This window comes from Streptomyces botrytidirepellens, from assembly GCF_003721215.1.
GTDB classification, from domain to species: Bacteria; Actinomycetota; Actinomycetes; order Streptomycetales; family Streptomycetaceae; genus Streptomyces; species Streptomyces himastatinicus.
Window position 1 is genome coordinate 1 of sequence record NZ_RIBZ01000169.1, and the last position, 14,412, is coordinate 14,412.

Consider the following 14,412-nt stretch of genomic DNA (forward strand, 5'->3'; position numbering starts at 1 on the left):
CTCGGCCAGTGAGGCCGAGGGCCCGCCGGGGACGGTGTCCCTCTCGCCCCGGGCGTAGGCGGCGGCCCGCTCCAGCTCGCCCACCGCCACCCCGAGCGCCTGCGCCAGGACGGGCAGCCAGGCATCGGGCACCCGTGCGCCCCGCTCCCACCGTGAGATTTCATGCCGCGTGACGGAGTCCAGCCCGGACAGCGCACACAGCCGCTCCGCCAGTTGCCGCTGGCTCCGGTCCGTGGCCCGCCGAAGGCGTGCGAGATACGCGCCGAACCATGTGCGCCGGTCATCGCTCATCGTGGCCCCCTCCCTGTCCCAGTCTGGCCCCTTCCGGGCCCCCTGGGTGGCTCCTCCGTGAGGTCAACGGAGCCGTTTCGATGGAGTCACGCACCCACGACGGAAGCAGAGCACCATGCCGGACCGCACCGCCCGCGACATCGAACCGCCACTGCGCCTGCTGCCCTGGACCACCCCGGACGGCAAACCCTGCTACCTCTCGTCCGGCGACGCCGACAGCCGGATGAACCGGCGGGCGGACGAGGTCGAGGCGCTGCAACTGGACATGGGGACGGAACTGCTGGCCCACGCCCGCGCCCTGCTCGGCGCCCGCACGGCGCACGACGGAGAACTCCGCTACCTGGCGCAACGGCTGACGGAAGCCCTCCGCGACGCCCTGCGGATCGCCGAGAGCCGGGGCGACCGGCTGGCCCCCGCCGACGGGGACAACAGCCCACCGTGACCGCCGTCGCCGCACACGCGAACGCCGGGGCCGCGGGGCCCCGGCGTTTCGTCATCCCGGCGCGACCGCCTACCGGTAGTTGACGAACTGGAGCGCGAAGTCCAGGTCCTTCCCCTTCAGCAGCGCGATCACGGACTGGAGGTCGTCCCGGCTCTTCGAGGTGACCCGCAGCTCCTCGCCCTGCACCCGTGCCTTGCTGATCCCGATCTCCCTGCCCCCATCGGCCACGACATCAGCCCCACGGTCCAGGCCTTCGCCGGGCGCTGAGCTGTTCCCGTCCCGTACCCGGCCCCCGGTCAGCTCGCTCTCGCCGTATGCTGCGCGAGGTCCAGGAGCCCCGGGGGAGCGTCCGGCTGGCGGGCCATCACCCGCAGCGTGGCACGTAGCCTGTCGCGGCTGCGCTCGGAGGTGACCGTCTCCAGCAGGGTATTGATCGAGATCAGAATGGCCTCGCACTCCCGCCACGCGCGGGCGGTGACGTACGCCGAAAGCATGGCGACGCTGTAGTAGAGCGTCCCCCGGCCCGCCGGGAAGTGCTCCGAGGCCAGTTCGAGCGCGCGCTGCAACTTGGGAATCGCGGCCCTGGCCTCACCGGCGGCAAGGAGCGCCTCGCCCTCGTGGCCGGTGATCTCACTGTCGTTCACCCACCACGCCCACGCCGGGTCCCGGGGGCTGATCGAGTCCTCCAGCCCGGCCCTGGCGCCCTCCAACGCGGTCAGCGCCCTCCGGTGGTCGCCCACTTGGGCGAGCGCCCTGCCCTGGCGCACGCGTGCGAGCAGCGCGATACGAGGCGGGACGCGGACCCCCGTCAGCAGCTCGTCCGCGATCCGTAGCGCCTCGCCCGCCCGGCCGGTCTGTACGTCGTGCATCGCGAGCATGTCCAGGGCGAACCACTCCATGGTCCTGTCCCCGGCCTGCCGGGCGAGCAGATGGGACTCCAGGAACGCCGTGCGCGAGGCGTCCCACTGCCGGGAGTCGAACAGCAGCCAGCCCGCGATCTCGGCCAGCTCGGCGACGGCCGACAAGTACCCGGCCCGCGCCCGGTCGGGGACGCCGCCCCGGTCCAGCTTCCGCTGCTCCGCACGCCAGACCTGCACGGCGGCCGGTGCCACCGCCGTACTGCCGTACCGGTTGTCGTGCGCCAGCAGGTGAGCCACGGACGCGCGCATGTGCGCGATGTCCCCCTCGACGCCGGTGGCGTGCTCAGCACACGGCTCCGGCGGGCGCACCTCGGGTGCGGCGAGCGCGACCAGTGCCCCGTCGGCCTCCAGAAGGCCGTCCAGGGCCGCCGCCAGCGCCTTCGACGGCTGCTGTCTGCCGTTGATCACCCGTGAGAGATAGGCGGGGTCGTAGTTGAGCGCACGGGCGGTGGCGCGCATGGATATGCCCCGCTCGGTGAGCAGAGCGCGAACGCGCGATCCGAAATCGCCCATGGCGGAACTCCCTGCGTGGACCGTTGACTCCACAGCGTAGTCAACGCCTGTCAACTCCCGCAGGTACGGGCCCGGGCCCAAGGATGGAGGCCGCACCAGCCCCGGCGACAGGAAGAACGTGATGACCGGCCTACGCCTACTGCCCTGGACGACCCCGGACGGCAAGCCCTGCTACCTCTCCTCCGACGACGCCGGCAGCCGGATGAACCGGCGGGCGGACGAGATCGAGGCCGTGCAGCTGCACATGGGGGCGGAGCTGCTGGCCCACGCGCGCGCCCTGCTGGGCGACCGCAAGGTGCACGCCGGGGAACTCCGCTACCTCGCGCACCGGCTGACCGAAGCCCTCCGTGACGTCCTGCGGATCGCCGAGAGCCGGGGTGACCGGCTGGCGCCCGCCGCCGACGGCGAGGGTGCCGCCACACACGAACGCCGGGGCCCACAAGGCCCCGGCGTGCCGTAAAGCGGCCGTGGGCCGCCTACCGGTAGTTGACGAACTGGAGCGCGAAGTCCAGGTCCTTCCCCTTCAGCAGCGCGATCACGGACTGGAGGTCGTCCCGGCTCTTCGAGGTGACCCGCAGCTCCTCGCCCTGCACCTGCGCCTTGACGCCCTTCGGGCCCTCATCGCGGATGATCTTGGCGACCTTCTTCGCGTTCTCCTGGGAGATGCCCTCCTGGAGCGAGGCGAAGATCTTGTACTCCTTGCCGGACGCCTGCGGCTCACCCGCGTCCAGCGCCTTCAGCGAGATCCCGCGCTTGACCAGCTTGGACTGGAAGACGTCGAGGATCGCCTTCACCCGCTCCTCGGAGTTCGCGCGCATTTCGATCCGCTCGCCCGACCAGTCGATCGAGGCCCCGACGTTCTTGAAGTCGTAGCGCTGGGAGATCTCGCGGCTCGCCTGGTTGAGCGCGTTGTCGACCTCCTGCCGCTCGACCTTCGAGACGATGTCGAAACTGGAGTCGGCCATCTTGAGTTGGCTCCTCGTACGTAGATCCGTCAGTGGCACGGCCCAGCGGACCGTAAGCGCCAGCCTAGCCATCCCGGCCATGATCCAGAGGCGATCAACCGGGTGGCGGACCACCCCCGGGGATCAGGTATTGTTTACGTCGTTGCCAGGGAGCAGCGCCGCGAAAGCGGGGCAGGGCACCTGGCCACACATCCCAGGCGGTGTGCCCGAGTGGCCAATGGGAGCGGACTGTAAATCCGTCGGCTTAGCCTACCCAGGTTCGAATCCTGGCGCCGCCACGCTGGGAAAACGGCCCCCGAGCTGCGAATACGCAGCCGGGGGCCGTTGTCGTCGGGCCTCACGGCCTCTTGTGGACTTAACCTGAGACCGTCCGGACATCGAGGGCGGTGATCCCGGGATGGCCAGGTACGAGCAGGTCGCCGACGCCCTGCGGCACGGCATCCGCACCGGCCGGCTGCGGCCGGGGGAGCGGCTTCCGGCGGAGGACCGGCTCGCGGTGCGGTACCGGACCAGCGTGCCGACGCTTCAGCGGGCGCTGTCCGAGCTGGTGGCCGAGGGGCTGATCGACAAGCGGCACGGGGTGGGGACCTTCGTCCGTACGCCGCGCCGTCGCGTCGAGCGCAGCAGTGACCGGCACCAGTGGGAGAAGGACCGGGCGCGGCGGCCGCGGGCCGAGCGGCTGCGGACCGGGTCCACGGAGCACGACACCGGGCTGGAGGTGACCGATCTCGCCTTCCACGCCGAGTACCGCGAGGCGAAGGCCGATGAGGACCTGGCGGCGGTCTTCGGGGTGCCCGTGGGGACGCGGCTGCTGGAGCGGATCTACCGCACCAACTGCCGGGAGGAGGACGCCCCCTTCGCCCTGGTGCACTCGTATCTCGTCCACGACGTGGTGGCCGCGAATCCGGATCTCCTCGACGCCGCCAATGAGCCCTGGCCCGGGGGCACCCAGAACCAGCTCTACACGATCGGCATCGAGCTGGACCGCATCGAGGAACGGATCACGGCCCGGCCGCCGACGGCGGAAGAGGCCGAGGCGCTCGGGCTCGAGAAGGGGGTGTCGGTGATCCTCCTCCGGAAAATCTGCACCGGCACCGACGGCCGGGTCGTCGAGGTCTCGGACGTGCGACTGCCCGGTGACCGTACGGAACTCGTCTTCACCACGCCCCTGACAAGGTGGTGACCATGCCGAACACCATCACGGTCATCACCGCGGTCCACGCCCCGGGCGCCGGGCATCTGCCGGACGCGTACGCATCGTTGTGCCAGCAGGAGCTGCCGGACGGCTGGGAGTGGCAGTGGGTGGTGCAGGAGGACGGCGAGACCCGCGCCGTACGCCCCTACGTCCCCCACGACGACCGGATCAGCTTCGGCCAGGGCCGGGCCGGGCGGGCGGCCATGGCCCGCACGATGGGGCTCGCCCGCGCCGAGGGCAGTTACGTCAAGGTGCTCGACGCCGACGACATGCTGACCCCGGGCGCCCTCGCCCGCGACCTGCGCGCGCTCAACGAGAACCCGGAGCTCGGCTGGGCCACCTCGCGCGCCCTGGACCTGCTGCCCGACGGCTCCACGGTCGGCTTCGAGGGCGACCCCCCGCAGGGCCCGATCGCGCGCGGCGCCGTCCTCGACCACTGGAAGACCCACGACTACCGCGCCCAGGTCCACCCGGCGACCCTCTTCGTCCGCCGCGACCTGCTCCTGGCCCTCGGCGGCTGGATGGCCCTGCCCGCCTCCGAGGACACCGGCCTGCTGATGGCCCTGAGCGCGGTCAGCCGCGGCTGGTTCACCGCCGAGACCGGCCTCCTCTACCGCAAGTGGCCCGGTCAGGTCACCGCCCACGCCTCCCATGCCGACGCGGCCGAGCGCGAGGCACGCTTCGCGGTCGTCGAGTCCCGCGCCCGCGTCCTGGCGGCGATGGACGGCTGGCGGTACGAGGCGGGCTGAGGCCCGTAGCGGTCAGGGCAGCGTGGCGGCGTCGACGCGGGAGAAGATCAGGTCGCTCTCGGTCGTGACGGGGCCGTGCCAGCGGCGGGGGGCGCGGGCGGGGCCGTGGATCGCGGGTGGGTAGGTGGCCGCCGCGTAGTCGTTGGTCAGGCGGTAGGTGTGGAAGCCGTGGGACGTCAGGGTTTCCAGCAGCTCGTCGACGGATTCGCCCAGGTCGGCCATCCGCTCCGGGGTGACCTCGATGGTCAGCTCGGCGTCGGGGCGAAGCCGATCGAGCATAGGGATCAGGCCGCGGACCACGCCGCCTTCCGCGCCCTCGACGTCGATCTTGATGACCCTGGCCTGGGCGATCTCGTCGTCGGTGAGGACGTCGGGCAGCGGCCGGGCCGCGATGTCGAAGGTGGACTCGGCCGGGCCGTCGTAGGGGACGATGCTGTTGGCGCCCATGTTGCGGGAGCTGGCGAGGATGAAGGTCAGCAGCTCGTCGCGGTCGGAGACGGCAGCGTTGACGGCGCGGATGTTGGTGGAGCGGTTGCGCCGGGCGTGCCGCAGGAGCAGCTGGTGGAACGTCGGCGAGGCTTCGATCGCCACCACCGTCCCGCCGGGGCCGACGAGGCGTGAGGCGAGGACGCTGTAGTAGCCGATGTTGGCGCCGACGTCCACGAAGACGTCGCCGGGCCGCAGCCTGCGCTGGAGCCAGCGCGTCATGTGCGGTTCCCAGACGCCGAAGAGGTACAGGTACCGCTGGATGAGGTCCTGGGTGTCGACGGCGAAGGTGGCGCCGAAGCGGGTGCGGGCCAGGCGGTGCAGGGGGCGGTCGCGGAGCGCGGCGTTCAGGTGGCGCGCGACCAGGGCCCGCTTACCGGCGCTCCAGGGCGAGTGGCGGACGTAGGCGCGGGTGAGGTCCAGGGCGGCCTCGTCGAGCCACGGCATCACGGGAGACCTCCAGCTTCGCGCCGAGCGATACGAGCCGTCGTAGCGCATGCAAACGCCCGATCGCTGGCGACGGGGGATGCACCAGCGATCGGGCTGTTCCCAAGCGTAACGCGACTGCTCGCGTCAGGGTGCCGACTGGTCGGAATGAACGCGGAGTTGTGATCGTGATCACGCACGGCGGCCCCCTTTCCTCAGCGTCCGCACGGCGGCTCGTAGGACATTCGGGGCAGATACTCGTGCCACTTCTCCGGCGTCAGCACGCCCCGCGTCATGGAGCAGACGCGGTGGATGGCCTTGTCGGTGTCCAGGTCCCACAGCCGGACCGTATCGGCACCGCTCGACACCCCGAGCATGTGGCTCTGGGGGCTGAACGACAGGAAGTTGCCCGTCTTGGCGTTGGGGCTCATCGACTGGCCGATGGCATCGGCCTCGGACGGGACGGTGATGTCCCAGAGCCGGACGGCGTTGTCGTTGCCGCCGCTCGCCAGGGTGGTGCCGTCCCGGCTGAGCGTGAGCGACACGATCGAGTCGGTGTGGCCGGTGAGCGGGCGGCCCAGCCGGGTCGCCTTGCGGGGGTCGGTGATGTTCCAGAGCCGGACCGTGTTGTCGTCGCTGCCGCTGGCCAGCGTGTGGCCGTCCGGGCTGTAGGCGAGCGCGTTGACGGGGCCGAGGTGGCCGGTGAGCGGCGCGCCCAGCCGTTCGACGTGCCGCCGGTCGGTCACCTTCCACAGCCGGATGGTGTTGTCCGCACTGCCACTGGCGAGCATGCGGCCGTCCGGGCTGAAGACGAGGGCGTTGACGTAGCCCTTGTGGCCGGTGAGCGGCGCGCCCAGCGGGCGGACCCGCTCGGGGTCGCTGACGTCCCACAGCCGGATGGTGCGGTCGTCGTACACGGTGGCCAGTGTCTTCCCGTCCGGGCTGAAGGCCAGCGCGCCCGCGAACCGGGTCCGCAGGTCCAGGGGCGGCCCGGCGGGGACGGGATGGGCCGGGTCGGCGACGTTCCACAACCGCACCGTGCGGCCGCCGGTCATCACGGCGAAGATGCGGCCGTCGGGGGAGAAGGTCGGCTCCCGCACCTCGCCCTCCCCGGGGCTGAACGGCTTGCCCAGCGGCACCGGCCGCCCGGGCTTCGCCACGTTCCACATCCGGATCCTCTCGTCGCGCGCCGCCGTGGCGAGCACCCGCCCGTCCGGGCGGAACGCCCCGACCCGGCCGATCATGTCCGACGTCGGGATCGACCACAGACGGACCGTGTTGTCGCCGCTCCCGGTGGCGAGGGTCCGGCCGTCGGGACTGAAGCCCAGGGCGTACATCTCGCCGCTGGCCCCCGCGAGCGGCTCGCCGACCTGCGACGGATACGCCGGGTCCTGGACGTTCCACAGGCTCGCGGTGCTGTCCTGGCTGGCGGCGGCGAGCATGTTGCCGTCCGGGCTGAAGGCGACGGACCAGATGGGACCGGAGTGGCCGGTGAGCGGCGCGCCCAGCGGCTCCGCGCGGCGCGGGTCGCCGACGTCCCACAGCCGGATGGTGTTGTCGGCGGCGCCGCTGGCGAGGGTGCGGCCGTCCGGGCTGAACGCCACGGAGTGGATCAGGTCCGTGTGGCCGGTCAGCGCCTTGCCGATCCGCTTCGGATGCCGTGGATCGGCCATATTCCACAGCCTGATCGTGCCGTCGTCGCCACCGCCCGCGAGGATCCTGCCGTCGGGGCTGAACGCCACGGAGCGCACGGCGGCGGTGGGGCCGGTCAGCGTGCCGAGCGGCTTCGGCCGTCCCCGGTCGCGCATGTCCCACAGGCGGACCTTGTGGTCCTCGGTGGCGGCGGCCAGCGTCTTCCCGTCCGGGCTGAACGCGAGCAGGTAGATCGTGCCGTCATGGCCGGACAGGGGCGCGCCGAGCGGGCGCGGATGGCGGGGATCGCCTACGTCCCACAGGCGGACCGTGCCGTCGTCACCGGCGCTGGCGAGGGTGCGGCCGTCCGGGCTGAAGACCGCGCTGCTCACCCAGCTGGTGTGGCCGGTGAGGGGCTTGCCCAGCGGCTTGGGGCGCGTCGGGTCGCTGGTGTCCCAGAGCCGGACGGTCCGGTCGTAGGCGGCGGTGGCCAGCGTCTTCCCGTCCGGGCTGAAGGAGGTGAGGTAGACGGCGCCGGTGTGGCCGAGCAGCGGGGTGGCCAGCGGCGCGTTCACGATCGAGATCAGCCGGTTCTTCGTCCCCTCGTCGTCCGGCCGCAGCCGGTGGGCCACCAGGGCGAGCTGGGCGGACAGCGACGGATCCCGGTACTCGAAGCGATCGGCCTCGGTGACCACCTGCTCGAACACCGCGTCGTCCCGCTGCTGCCACGCGATCACCGCCGCGCCGACGGCCACCATCGCCAGCGCGACCAGGGCCGCCACCGCGCCCCGGCTGAGCCAGATGACGCGCCTGCGCAGCCGCACCGAGGCGGCCAGGAACTCCACCGCGCTGCGGGTCAGCAGGGTGTCCCCGGCGGACTTCGCCCAGGTGTGGGCCTGTTCCAGCCGGGAGCCCCGGTAGAGCAGCGACGGATCGCGGTTCATGCCCTCCCAGGCCCGGCCGTCCTCCTCCAGGCGCTGGCGCAGCAGATGGTCGTTGCGGCCCTCGTCGATCCAGTCGCGCAGCCGCGGCCAGGCGTGCAGCAGCGCCTCGTGGGTGATCTCCACGGTCTCCGCGTCGAGGGTCACCAGGCGGGCGCGGACCAGCGCTTCGAGCGACTCCTCCGTCTTGCCGGGTTCGGTCGACTCCTCCGACAGCTGGCGCCGCATCCCCCGTCTGCGGGTGGCCTGGGTGTCCTCGCCCAGCCGGACCAGCCGCAGCAGGAGCAGCCGCGCGGCCGTGCGCGCCGCGGGGTCGAGGCCGGACCAGGCCCGCTCGGCCGTCGCGGCCACCGCCCCCTGGATGCCGCCCGCCGCGCGGTAGCCGGCCAGGGTCAGCCGTCCCGCCTTCCGGCGCTGCCAGGTGGCGAGCAGGGCGTGGGAGAGGAGCGGCAGCACGCCCGCGTCATGGGTGCCGCGGGGGCCGTCGGCGCTCACCTCCCGGACGATCAGTTCCGCGAGGCCCGGTTCGAGTTCCAGCCCCACGGCCTTGGCCGGGCCGGTCACCGCCTCGCGCAGCTCGGCGACGGTCAGCGGGCCGAGCACCATGTGGCGGTGCTGGAGCGCGTCGGCCAGTTCGGGGTACGCCAGGCACTGCTCGTAGAAGTCGGCGCGGACGCCGAGGACGACGAGGACGGGGGCCGGGTCACCGGAGGCGGAGGGCGAGCACGCGGCGTGCAGCAGCTGGATGAACGTACGCCGGTCCGCCTCCTCGGTGCCGAGGGTGAACGCCTCCTCGAACTGGTCCACGATGACGACCGGGCGGGCGGCGGAGTCCCCCGCCCACGCCGCGACGGCATCCCGCACCGCGCGCGCGAACCCCGGCGTGCCGGGCTCCCTGCGGAGGGCGTCTGTGAGCCGGGGTATCCGGCGGGTCAGCTCACCGAGCGGATCGGCGCCCGGCGCGAGCTGGAGCACCTCCCGAGCGCTGTCGCCCGGCACGCAGTCCTCCAGCGCGGGCACCAGCCCGGCGTTCAGCAGGGAGGACTTCCCCGCCCCCGAGGCGCCCACGAGCATGACCAGGCCGCCCGTCGTCTCCGCCGCGCGCAGCTGGCGGACGAGCGCCTCCGTGCTCCGCTCCCGGCCGTAGAACCACCGGGCGTCCTCCTGCCGGTACGCGGCCAGCCCCCGGTAGGGGCACACCGCGCCGGGCACGGCCGGGGCGTCGGCCGGGGGCCGCTCCTCCTCGTCCGCGGCCGACGGGGGGCGTTCGCCGACGGGGTCGGCCACCGCCCGCTCCCAGAGGCGCTGCCACTGGGCCATGTCGTACAGACCGGTGGACACCGGCGCGCGCCGCAGACGGCGTGCGTCGGGGATGAGTACGTGCAGCACCGCCGCGAGGGCCGCGAACTGGGCGGGCACGTTCTTGGCCCGCCGCCAGTCGCTGATCCGCTGAGCGGACACCCGTACGGGGCGCCCCCGCTCGTCGACCCGCTGAAGCCGGACGACCGCCTCGGCCACGCTCTTCAGGGGAGGATTACCGGCCTCCCGGTACAGCAGCGCGAGACGTTCCGCGAAGGCCGTGCGTACCCCTGAGTCGGAACTCAAGGTCTCCACTCCTTACTTCCCCCGCGCCTGGATATCCGGACCGGAAAACTCACTTTATACGGATGACCTGCGACGAAGGCCGTGGCCCACAACCGGAACCTCCTCGGCGGACGGCGCAGCTGGCAGGATCACAGCCCAGCAGCGCAGGCGAACGCGGCCGCCCTGCCGGGCCATCGGCCCGGGCCCAGACGGCCGCCGCGTAGACCACCGAACCGGCCCTTCCGCGATCCGCACCCATACGGGGGGGGTGCGGATCGGTACCGCCCCACCGTTCGGCACCGGTCCCCGCGTGGGGAGGGACCGGCGCCGAACGCTGTGGGGTGTGGGAAGCGGGGGTCCGCCGGGGCATTCTCAGCCATGCACCGATCCCATGACCGGCGCCTCGGATAGGCAAGGGGTCAGCCGGGATTCACGCCATGATGGCTGAAACCGGCCGGGGTTATGCCCTCCGGTCCTTGTCGAAGTCCAGCTCCAGCATCCGGATCGCGTTGCCGCGCAGGATCTTGTACGTGGTCTCCGGCGGCAGCCCCTCGACGTGCTCGGCCGCGATCCGCTTGGTGTGCGGCCAGGTGGAGTCCACGTGCGGGTAGTCGGTCTCGAACGTGGCGTTGTCCACCCCGACCGTGTCGAGCGAGGCGACGCCGTGCCGGTCGCGGAAGAAGCAGCAGTAGATCTGCCGGTAGTAGTACGTGGACGGCGGCTCGGGAATGAGGTCCCGGACGCCGCCCCACGCCCGGTGCTCCTCCCAGACGTCGTCGGCGCGCTCCAGCGCGTAGGGGATCCAGCCCATCTGGCCCTCGGCGTACGCGAGCTTCAGTCGCGGGAACTTGACCAGGACGCCGCTGAAGAGGAAGTCCATCATCGACGCCATGGCGTTGTTGAAGCTCAACGCCGCCTGCACGGCGGGCGGGGCGTCGGGGGAGGCGGCGGGCATCTGCGAGGACGAGCCGATGTGCATGCACACGACCGTCCCCGTCGCCTCGCACTCGGCGAAGAACGGGTCCCAGTAGCCGCTGTGGATGCTGGGCAGGCCGAGGTAGGTGGGGATCTCGCTGAACGTCACGGCGCGCACGCCCCGCGCGGCGTTCCGGCGGATCTCCCGCACGGCCAGCTCGATGTCCCACAGCGGGATCAGGCACAGCGGGATCAGCCGCCCGCCGCTGTCACCGCACCACTCCTCGACCATCCAGTCGTTGTACGCCCGCACGCACGCCAGCCCGACCTCCTTGTCGTCGGCCTCGGCGAAGGTCTGGCCGCAGAAGCGGGGGAAGGTCGGGAAGCACAGCGACGCCTCGACGTGGTTCATCTCCATGTCGGCGATCCGGGCCTTGGGGTCCCAGCACCCGCGGCGCATCTGCTCGCGGGTGATGCCCTCCAGGGTCATCTCGTCCCGCGAGAAGCCGACGGCCGCGATGATCCGCTTGTACGGGAACAGACCGCCCTCGTACTCCCACCAGTCCGTGAGCGGACCGTCCGGATCGGTCGTGATGCGGTATTTGCCGCCGATGTACGCCAGTTCCCCGATCCCGGCCGTGAGCGGCTTCGGCCCGCGGTCGCGGTACTTGGCCGGGAGCCAGGTCTCGAAGAGGTGGGCGGGCTCGATCACATGGTCGTCCACGCTGATGACCATGGGCAGCTCGGTCGCGCCGGTCGTCTCGCCCGTCATGGCGTCATCTCCCCGGTAAATCTGACGGCCCGTCAGATGGCAGAGTAGGGCCGACCGCCTCAGGCAACAAGAGAGGGTCGCTCCCGGTTTCCGCGGGGCCGTCCGGGGCAAACGCCGCACCAGCGGCCGGGTTCGGACATCGGGAGGCAAACGGTGAACGTCTCGTCGATCGCACGAGGACTGGGCCCGGTACCGCGCACCAGGGCCCCGCACCGGGCCATCGAGGCCGCGGCCCGCGGCGGCCTCACCGCCCGCGGCGTCCTCTACCTGCTCGTCGGCGTCATCGCGCTGCGCATCGCCTTCGGCGACGGCGGCAAACAGGCCGACCGCAGCGGGGCCTTGCAGATGCTCGCCCACCAGCCGTTCGGCGCGGCGCTGGTCTGGGCCGTCGGGGCCGGGCTGGTCTGCATGGCGCTGTGGCGGCTGTCCGAGGCGGCCTTCGGGGCCGCCGGACCGGACGGCCGCAAAGCCACCAAGCGCCTCGCCGGGGCCGCCCGCGCGGTCTTCTACGCCTTCGTCGCCTACTCCGTCCTCGTCTTCGCGGCCGGGGAAGGGGGCGGCGGCTCCAGCGACCGGCAGTCGCAGGACGTCACGGCCCGCGCGCTCGGCCTGCCGGAGGGACGGTGGCTGGTCGGCCTGGGCGGTGCGGTGGTCGCCGGGGCCGGGGTGTGGATCGCCGTACGGGCCCTGCTGCGCACCTTCCGCAAGCACCTGGCACTCTCGGGGATGCCCCGCCGGGCCGAGCGGGCCGTCGAGGCGCTGGGCGTGTGCGGCGGGGTGGCGCGCGGCGCCGTGTTCGCGGTGGCGGGCGGCTTCGCCGTCTCGGCCGCCGTACGGTACGACCCGGACCGGGCCAAGGGCGTCGACGACACCTTGCGCACCTTCGCCGCGACCTCGGCCGGGCCGTGGCTGCTGGCGGCGGTCGCGGCGGGGCTGGCGCTGTTCGGCGTGTTCTCCTTCGCCATGGCCCGATGGCGCCGGGTCTGACCCGACACGTCCGGGTCCGCGGCCGTACCGACAGGTCCCCCCGGAGGCTCTTTCTCCCCTGCCCCGCCCCTTCCCGAAACCGGGGACACCCCGGGCCCCGGCTTGCCGGGGTTTCGCCGCCGGGTGCGGCCCGGTGGCCGGGTTGTGCCCGCCCGTTCCGCCCAGCGGAACGATTGCCCACAACCTGGGATACATCCACCCCCGCCCGGCGCCCGCCACCGGGGCGGATCGGGACCGATTCGGGGCCGGGGCCACCGGCGGGAGGGGGCGGGGTCGCAGGGGTGGGGGCCTGGACGTTCCGTATATTTGTGGCGCCTATTTCCGGCCCACCCCACGTTTCCGGGCGGTGGCGCCAAAAATATACGAGTCCAGGACCCTGCCCCGGAGGCCCCGCACCCGCACCCACCACGGACCCCGGCGCCCCCGCCCCGCCCCGGCCCGCTCAGCCGCTCTCGGCGATGGCGCGCACCGCCTCCGTCACCGGCGTGGAGCCGCCCAGGAGTTCCAGGGTGCGGCCCGCCGTGCGGGGTTCGTCGAGGAGGGCGGCCAGGACGGCGGCCACGTCGTCGCGGGTCACCTCGTCCCGGCCCGTGTGCTCGGCCAGGCGCACCAGCCCCGTACCCGGGTCGTCCGTGAGGCGGCCGGGGCGCAGCACGGTCCAGTCGAGGGCCTCGCGGGCCCGGAGGTCGTCGTCCGCAGCGCCCTTCGCGCGCAGGTAGGCGGCGAAGACCGGGTCCGTGCCGGGCGCGGGCTCGCGCCCGGCGCCCATCGCGGACACGGTGAGGAACCGCCGTACCCCCGCCCGCTCGGCGGCGTCCGCGAAGAGCACGGAGGCCCCGCGGTCGACGGTCTCCTTGCGGGCGGCCCCGCTGCCGGGGCCCGCGCCGGCGGCGAAGACGGCGGCGTCGGCGCCCTCCAGGTGCTTGGCCACGTCGTCCACGGAGGCCGATTCGAGGTCGCAGACGACCGGTTCGGCGCCCGCCGCCAGCAGGTCGCCCGCCTGTTCCGGCTTGCGGACGATGCCCGCCACTTCGTCTCCGCGCGCGGAGAGCAGCCGCTCCAGCCGCAGCGCGATCTGACCATGTCCACCAGCGATGACAATGCGCATGATCCCGACCGTACGCCGGTTGGGCTACGGCTGCCCGTCGCCGTCCGCGGGCCGGGACGGCGGTTGGGACGGGGGCTGGAACGGGGGCCGGGACTGGCGCGGCAGGTCGAGGGCGACCGCGGCGGCCGAGTCGCAGTACTCCCGTACCGCGCTGGTGCGGGCGACCACCCGCCCGTCGTGCACCACGACCCGGCTGTACGCGAGCGACAGCACGCCCGCGAGCCCGTCGCCGCGCACCGCCAGCAGCTCGGCGGGGAACCCGGCCTCCACCCGCACCTCGGGCAGTCCCAGCGCGGCCCGCGCCCGGGCGCAGACCGCGTCGTAGGCCTCCGCAGGTCCCAGTTCGCCCCGGGAGGCCAGCAGATAGGCGGCTTCCAGGGGGTCGCCGCGGCCCACGGGGTTGACGGTGTCGCGCAGGGCGCCGCTCCCGGCGGCGACCCGGACGCCCGCGGCCCGCAGCAGCCGCACCGGCGCGCAGCCCGCCAC

12 protein-coding genes, 1 tRNA gene and 2 pseudogenes are annotated in these 14,412 nt (G+C 73.0%); 6 read left to right on the forward strand and 9 right to left on the reverse strand.

All coding sequences use genetic code 11. The annotated features are described in order from the left end of the window. On the reverse strand, positions 1-291 hold a 291-nt coding region (locus EEJ42_RS12825; protein ID WP_148081931.1), incomplete at its 3' end, for a helix-turn-helix domain-containing protein. Positions 292-406: 115 nt separating this feature from the next. On the opposite strand from EEJ42_RS12825, the gene EEJ42_RS12830 reads away from it, so the two are divergent. Next, the gene (locus tag EEJ42_RS12830) at positions 407-733 is read left to right on the forward strand and encodes a hypothetical protein (protein ID WP_123100075.1); all 327 of its coding nucleotides are present in this window, start codon (positions 407-409) and stop codon (positions 731-733) included. 69 nt (positions 734-802) lie between these two features. On the opposite strand, the pseudogene EEJ42_RS52775 reads toward EEJ42_RS12830, so the two are convergent. Continuing rightward, positions 803-937: pseudogene (locus EEJ42_RS52775) on the reverse strand (nucleotide-binding YajQ family protein); the annotation flags it as partial. 92 nt (positions 938-1,029) lie between these two features. Continuing rightward, the gene (locus EEJ42_RS52780) at positions 1,030-2,166 is read right to left on the reverse strand and encodes a helix-turn-helix domain-containing protein (protein ID WP_148081932.1); all 1,137 of its coding nucleotides are present in this window, start codon (positions 2,164-2,166) and stop codon (positions 1,030-1,032) included. 121 nt (positions 2,167-2,287) lie between these two features. Between EEJ42_RS52780 and EEJ42_RS12845 the strand changes: the two genes are divergently transcribed. Continuing rightward, positions 2,288-2,626: a hypothetical protein gene (locus tag EEJ42_RS12845; protein ID WP_123100077.1), complete on the forward strand. Its 339-nt coding sequence runs from the start codon at positions 2,288-2,290 to the stop codon at positions 2,624-2,626. A gap of 16 nt (positions 2,627-2,642) precedes the next feature. Here EEJ42_RS12845 and EEJ42_RS12850 read toward each other — a convergent pair whose 3' ends face one another. Next, a complete protein-coding gene (locus EEJ42_RS12850) occupies positions 2,643-3,131 on the reverse strand; it encodes a YajQ family cyclic di-GMP-binding protein (protein ID WP_123100078.1) in 489 nt (162 codons plus the stop codon). 196 nt (positions 3,132-3,327) lie between these two features. Between EEJ42_RS12850 and EEJ42_RS12855 the strand changes: the two genes are divergently transcribed. The 3 genes from EEJ42_RS12855 to EEJ42_RS12865 all read left to right on the forward strand — a co-directional run bounded on the left by EEJ42_RS12855 (position 3,328) and on the right by EEJ42_RS12865 (position 5,075). Next, positions 3,328-3,409, forward strand: a tRNA-Tyr gene (locus tag EEJ42_RS12855). Between the two features lie 119 nt (positions 3,410-3,528). Further along, on the forward strand, positions 3,529-4,314 hold the full coding sequence (locus EEJ42_RS12860; protein ID WP_123100079.1) for a GntR family transcriptional regulator: 786 nt from the start codon (positions 3,529-3,531) through the stop codon (positions 4,312-4,314). A gap of 2 nt (positions 4,315-4,316) precedes the next feature. Next, positions 4,317-5,075, forward strand: coding sequence for a glycosyltransferase family 2 protein (locus tag EEJ42_RS12865; RefSeq protein WP_123100080.1), 759 nt, complete (start codon positions 4,317-4,319; stop codon positions 5,073-5,075). Positions 5,076-5,087: 12 nt separating this feature from the next. Here the strand turns inward: EEJ42_RS12865 and EEJ42_RS12870 are convergent, their stop codons facing one another. From EEJ42_RS12870 to EEJ42_RS12880, 3 genes are all read right to left on the reverse strand, one after another. Continuing rightward, positions 5,088-6,008 carry an FkbM family methyltransferase gene (locus tag EEJ42_RS12870; RefSeq protein WP_123100081.1) on the reverse strand — a complete coding sequence of 307 codons (921 nt, stop codon included), beginning with the start codon at positions 6,006-6,008 and terminating at the stop codon, positions 5,088-5,090. Positions 6,009-6,202: 194 nt separating this feature from the next. After that, complete coding sequence (locus EEJ42_RS12875) at positions 6,203-10,174, reverse strand: WD40 repeat domain-containing protein (protein WP_123100082.1); 3,972 nt, start codon at positions 10,172-10,174, stop codon at positions 6,203-6,205. A 430-nt stretch (positions 10,175-10,604) separates the two neighbouring features. Next, positions 10,605-11,831, reverse strand: coding sequence for an amidohydrolase family protein (locus tag EEJ42_RS12880; RefSeq protein ID WP_123100083.1), 1,227 nt, complete (start codon positions 11,829-11,831; stop codon positions 10,605-10,607). 153 nt (positions 11,832-11,984) lie between these two features. Between EEJ42_RS12880 and EEJ42_RS12885 the strand changes: the two genes are divergently transcribed. Then, complete coding sequence (locus EEJ42_RS12885) at positions 11,985-12,818, forward strand: DUF1206 domain-containing protein (RefSeq protein WP_123100084.1); 834 nt, start codon at positions 11,985-11,987, stop codon at positions 12,816-12,818. Between the two features lie 442 nt (positions 12,819-13,260). On the opposite strand, the gene EEJ42_RS12890 is transcribed toward EEJ42_RS12885, so the two are convergent. Together EEJ42_RS12890 and EEJ42_RS12895 are read right to left on the reverse strand one after the other, a co-directional pair. Next, positions 13,261-13,926 carry an SDR family oxidoreductase gene (locus tag EEJ42_RS12890; protein WP_123100085.1) on the reverse strand — a complete coding sequence of 222 codons (666 nt, stop codon included), beginning with the start codon at positions 13,924-13,926 and terminating at the stop codon, positions 13,261-13,263. A gap of 24 nt (positions 13,927-13,950) precedes the next feature. Then, positions 13,951-14,412, reverse strand: a pseudogene (locus EEJ42_RS12895) (hydrolase); the annotation flags it as partial.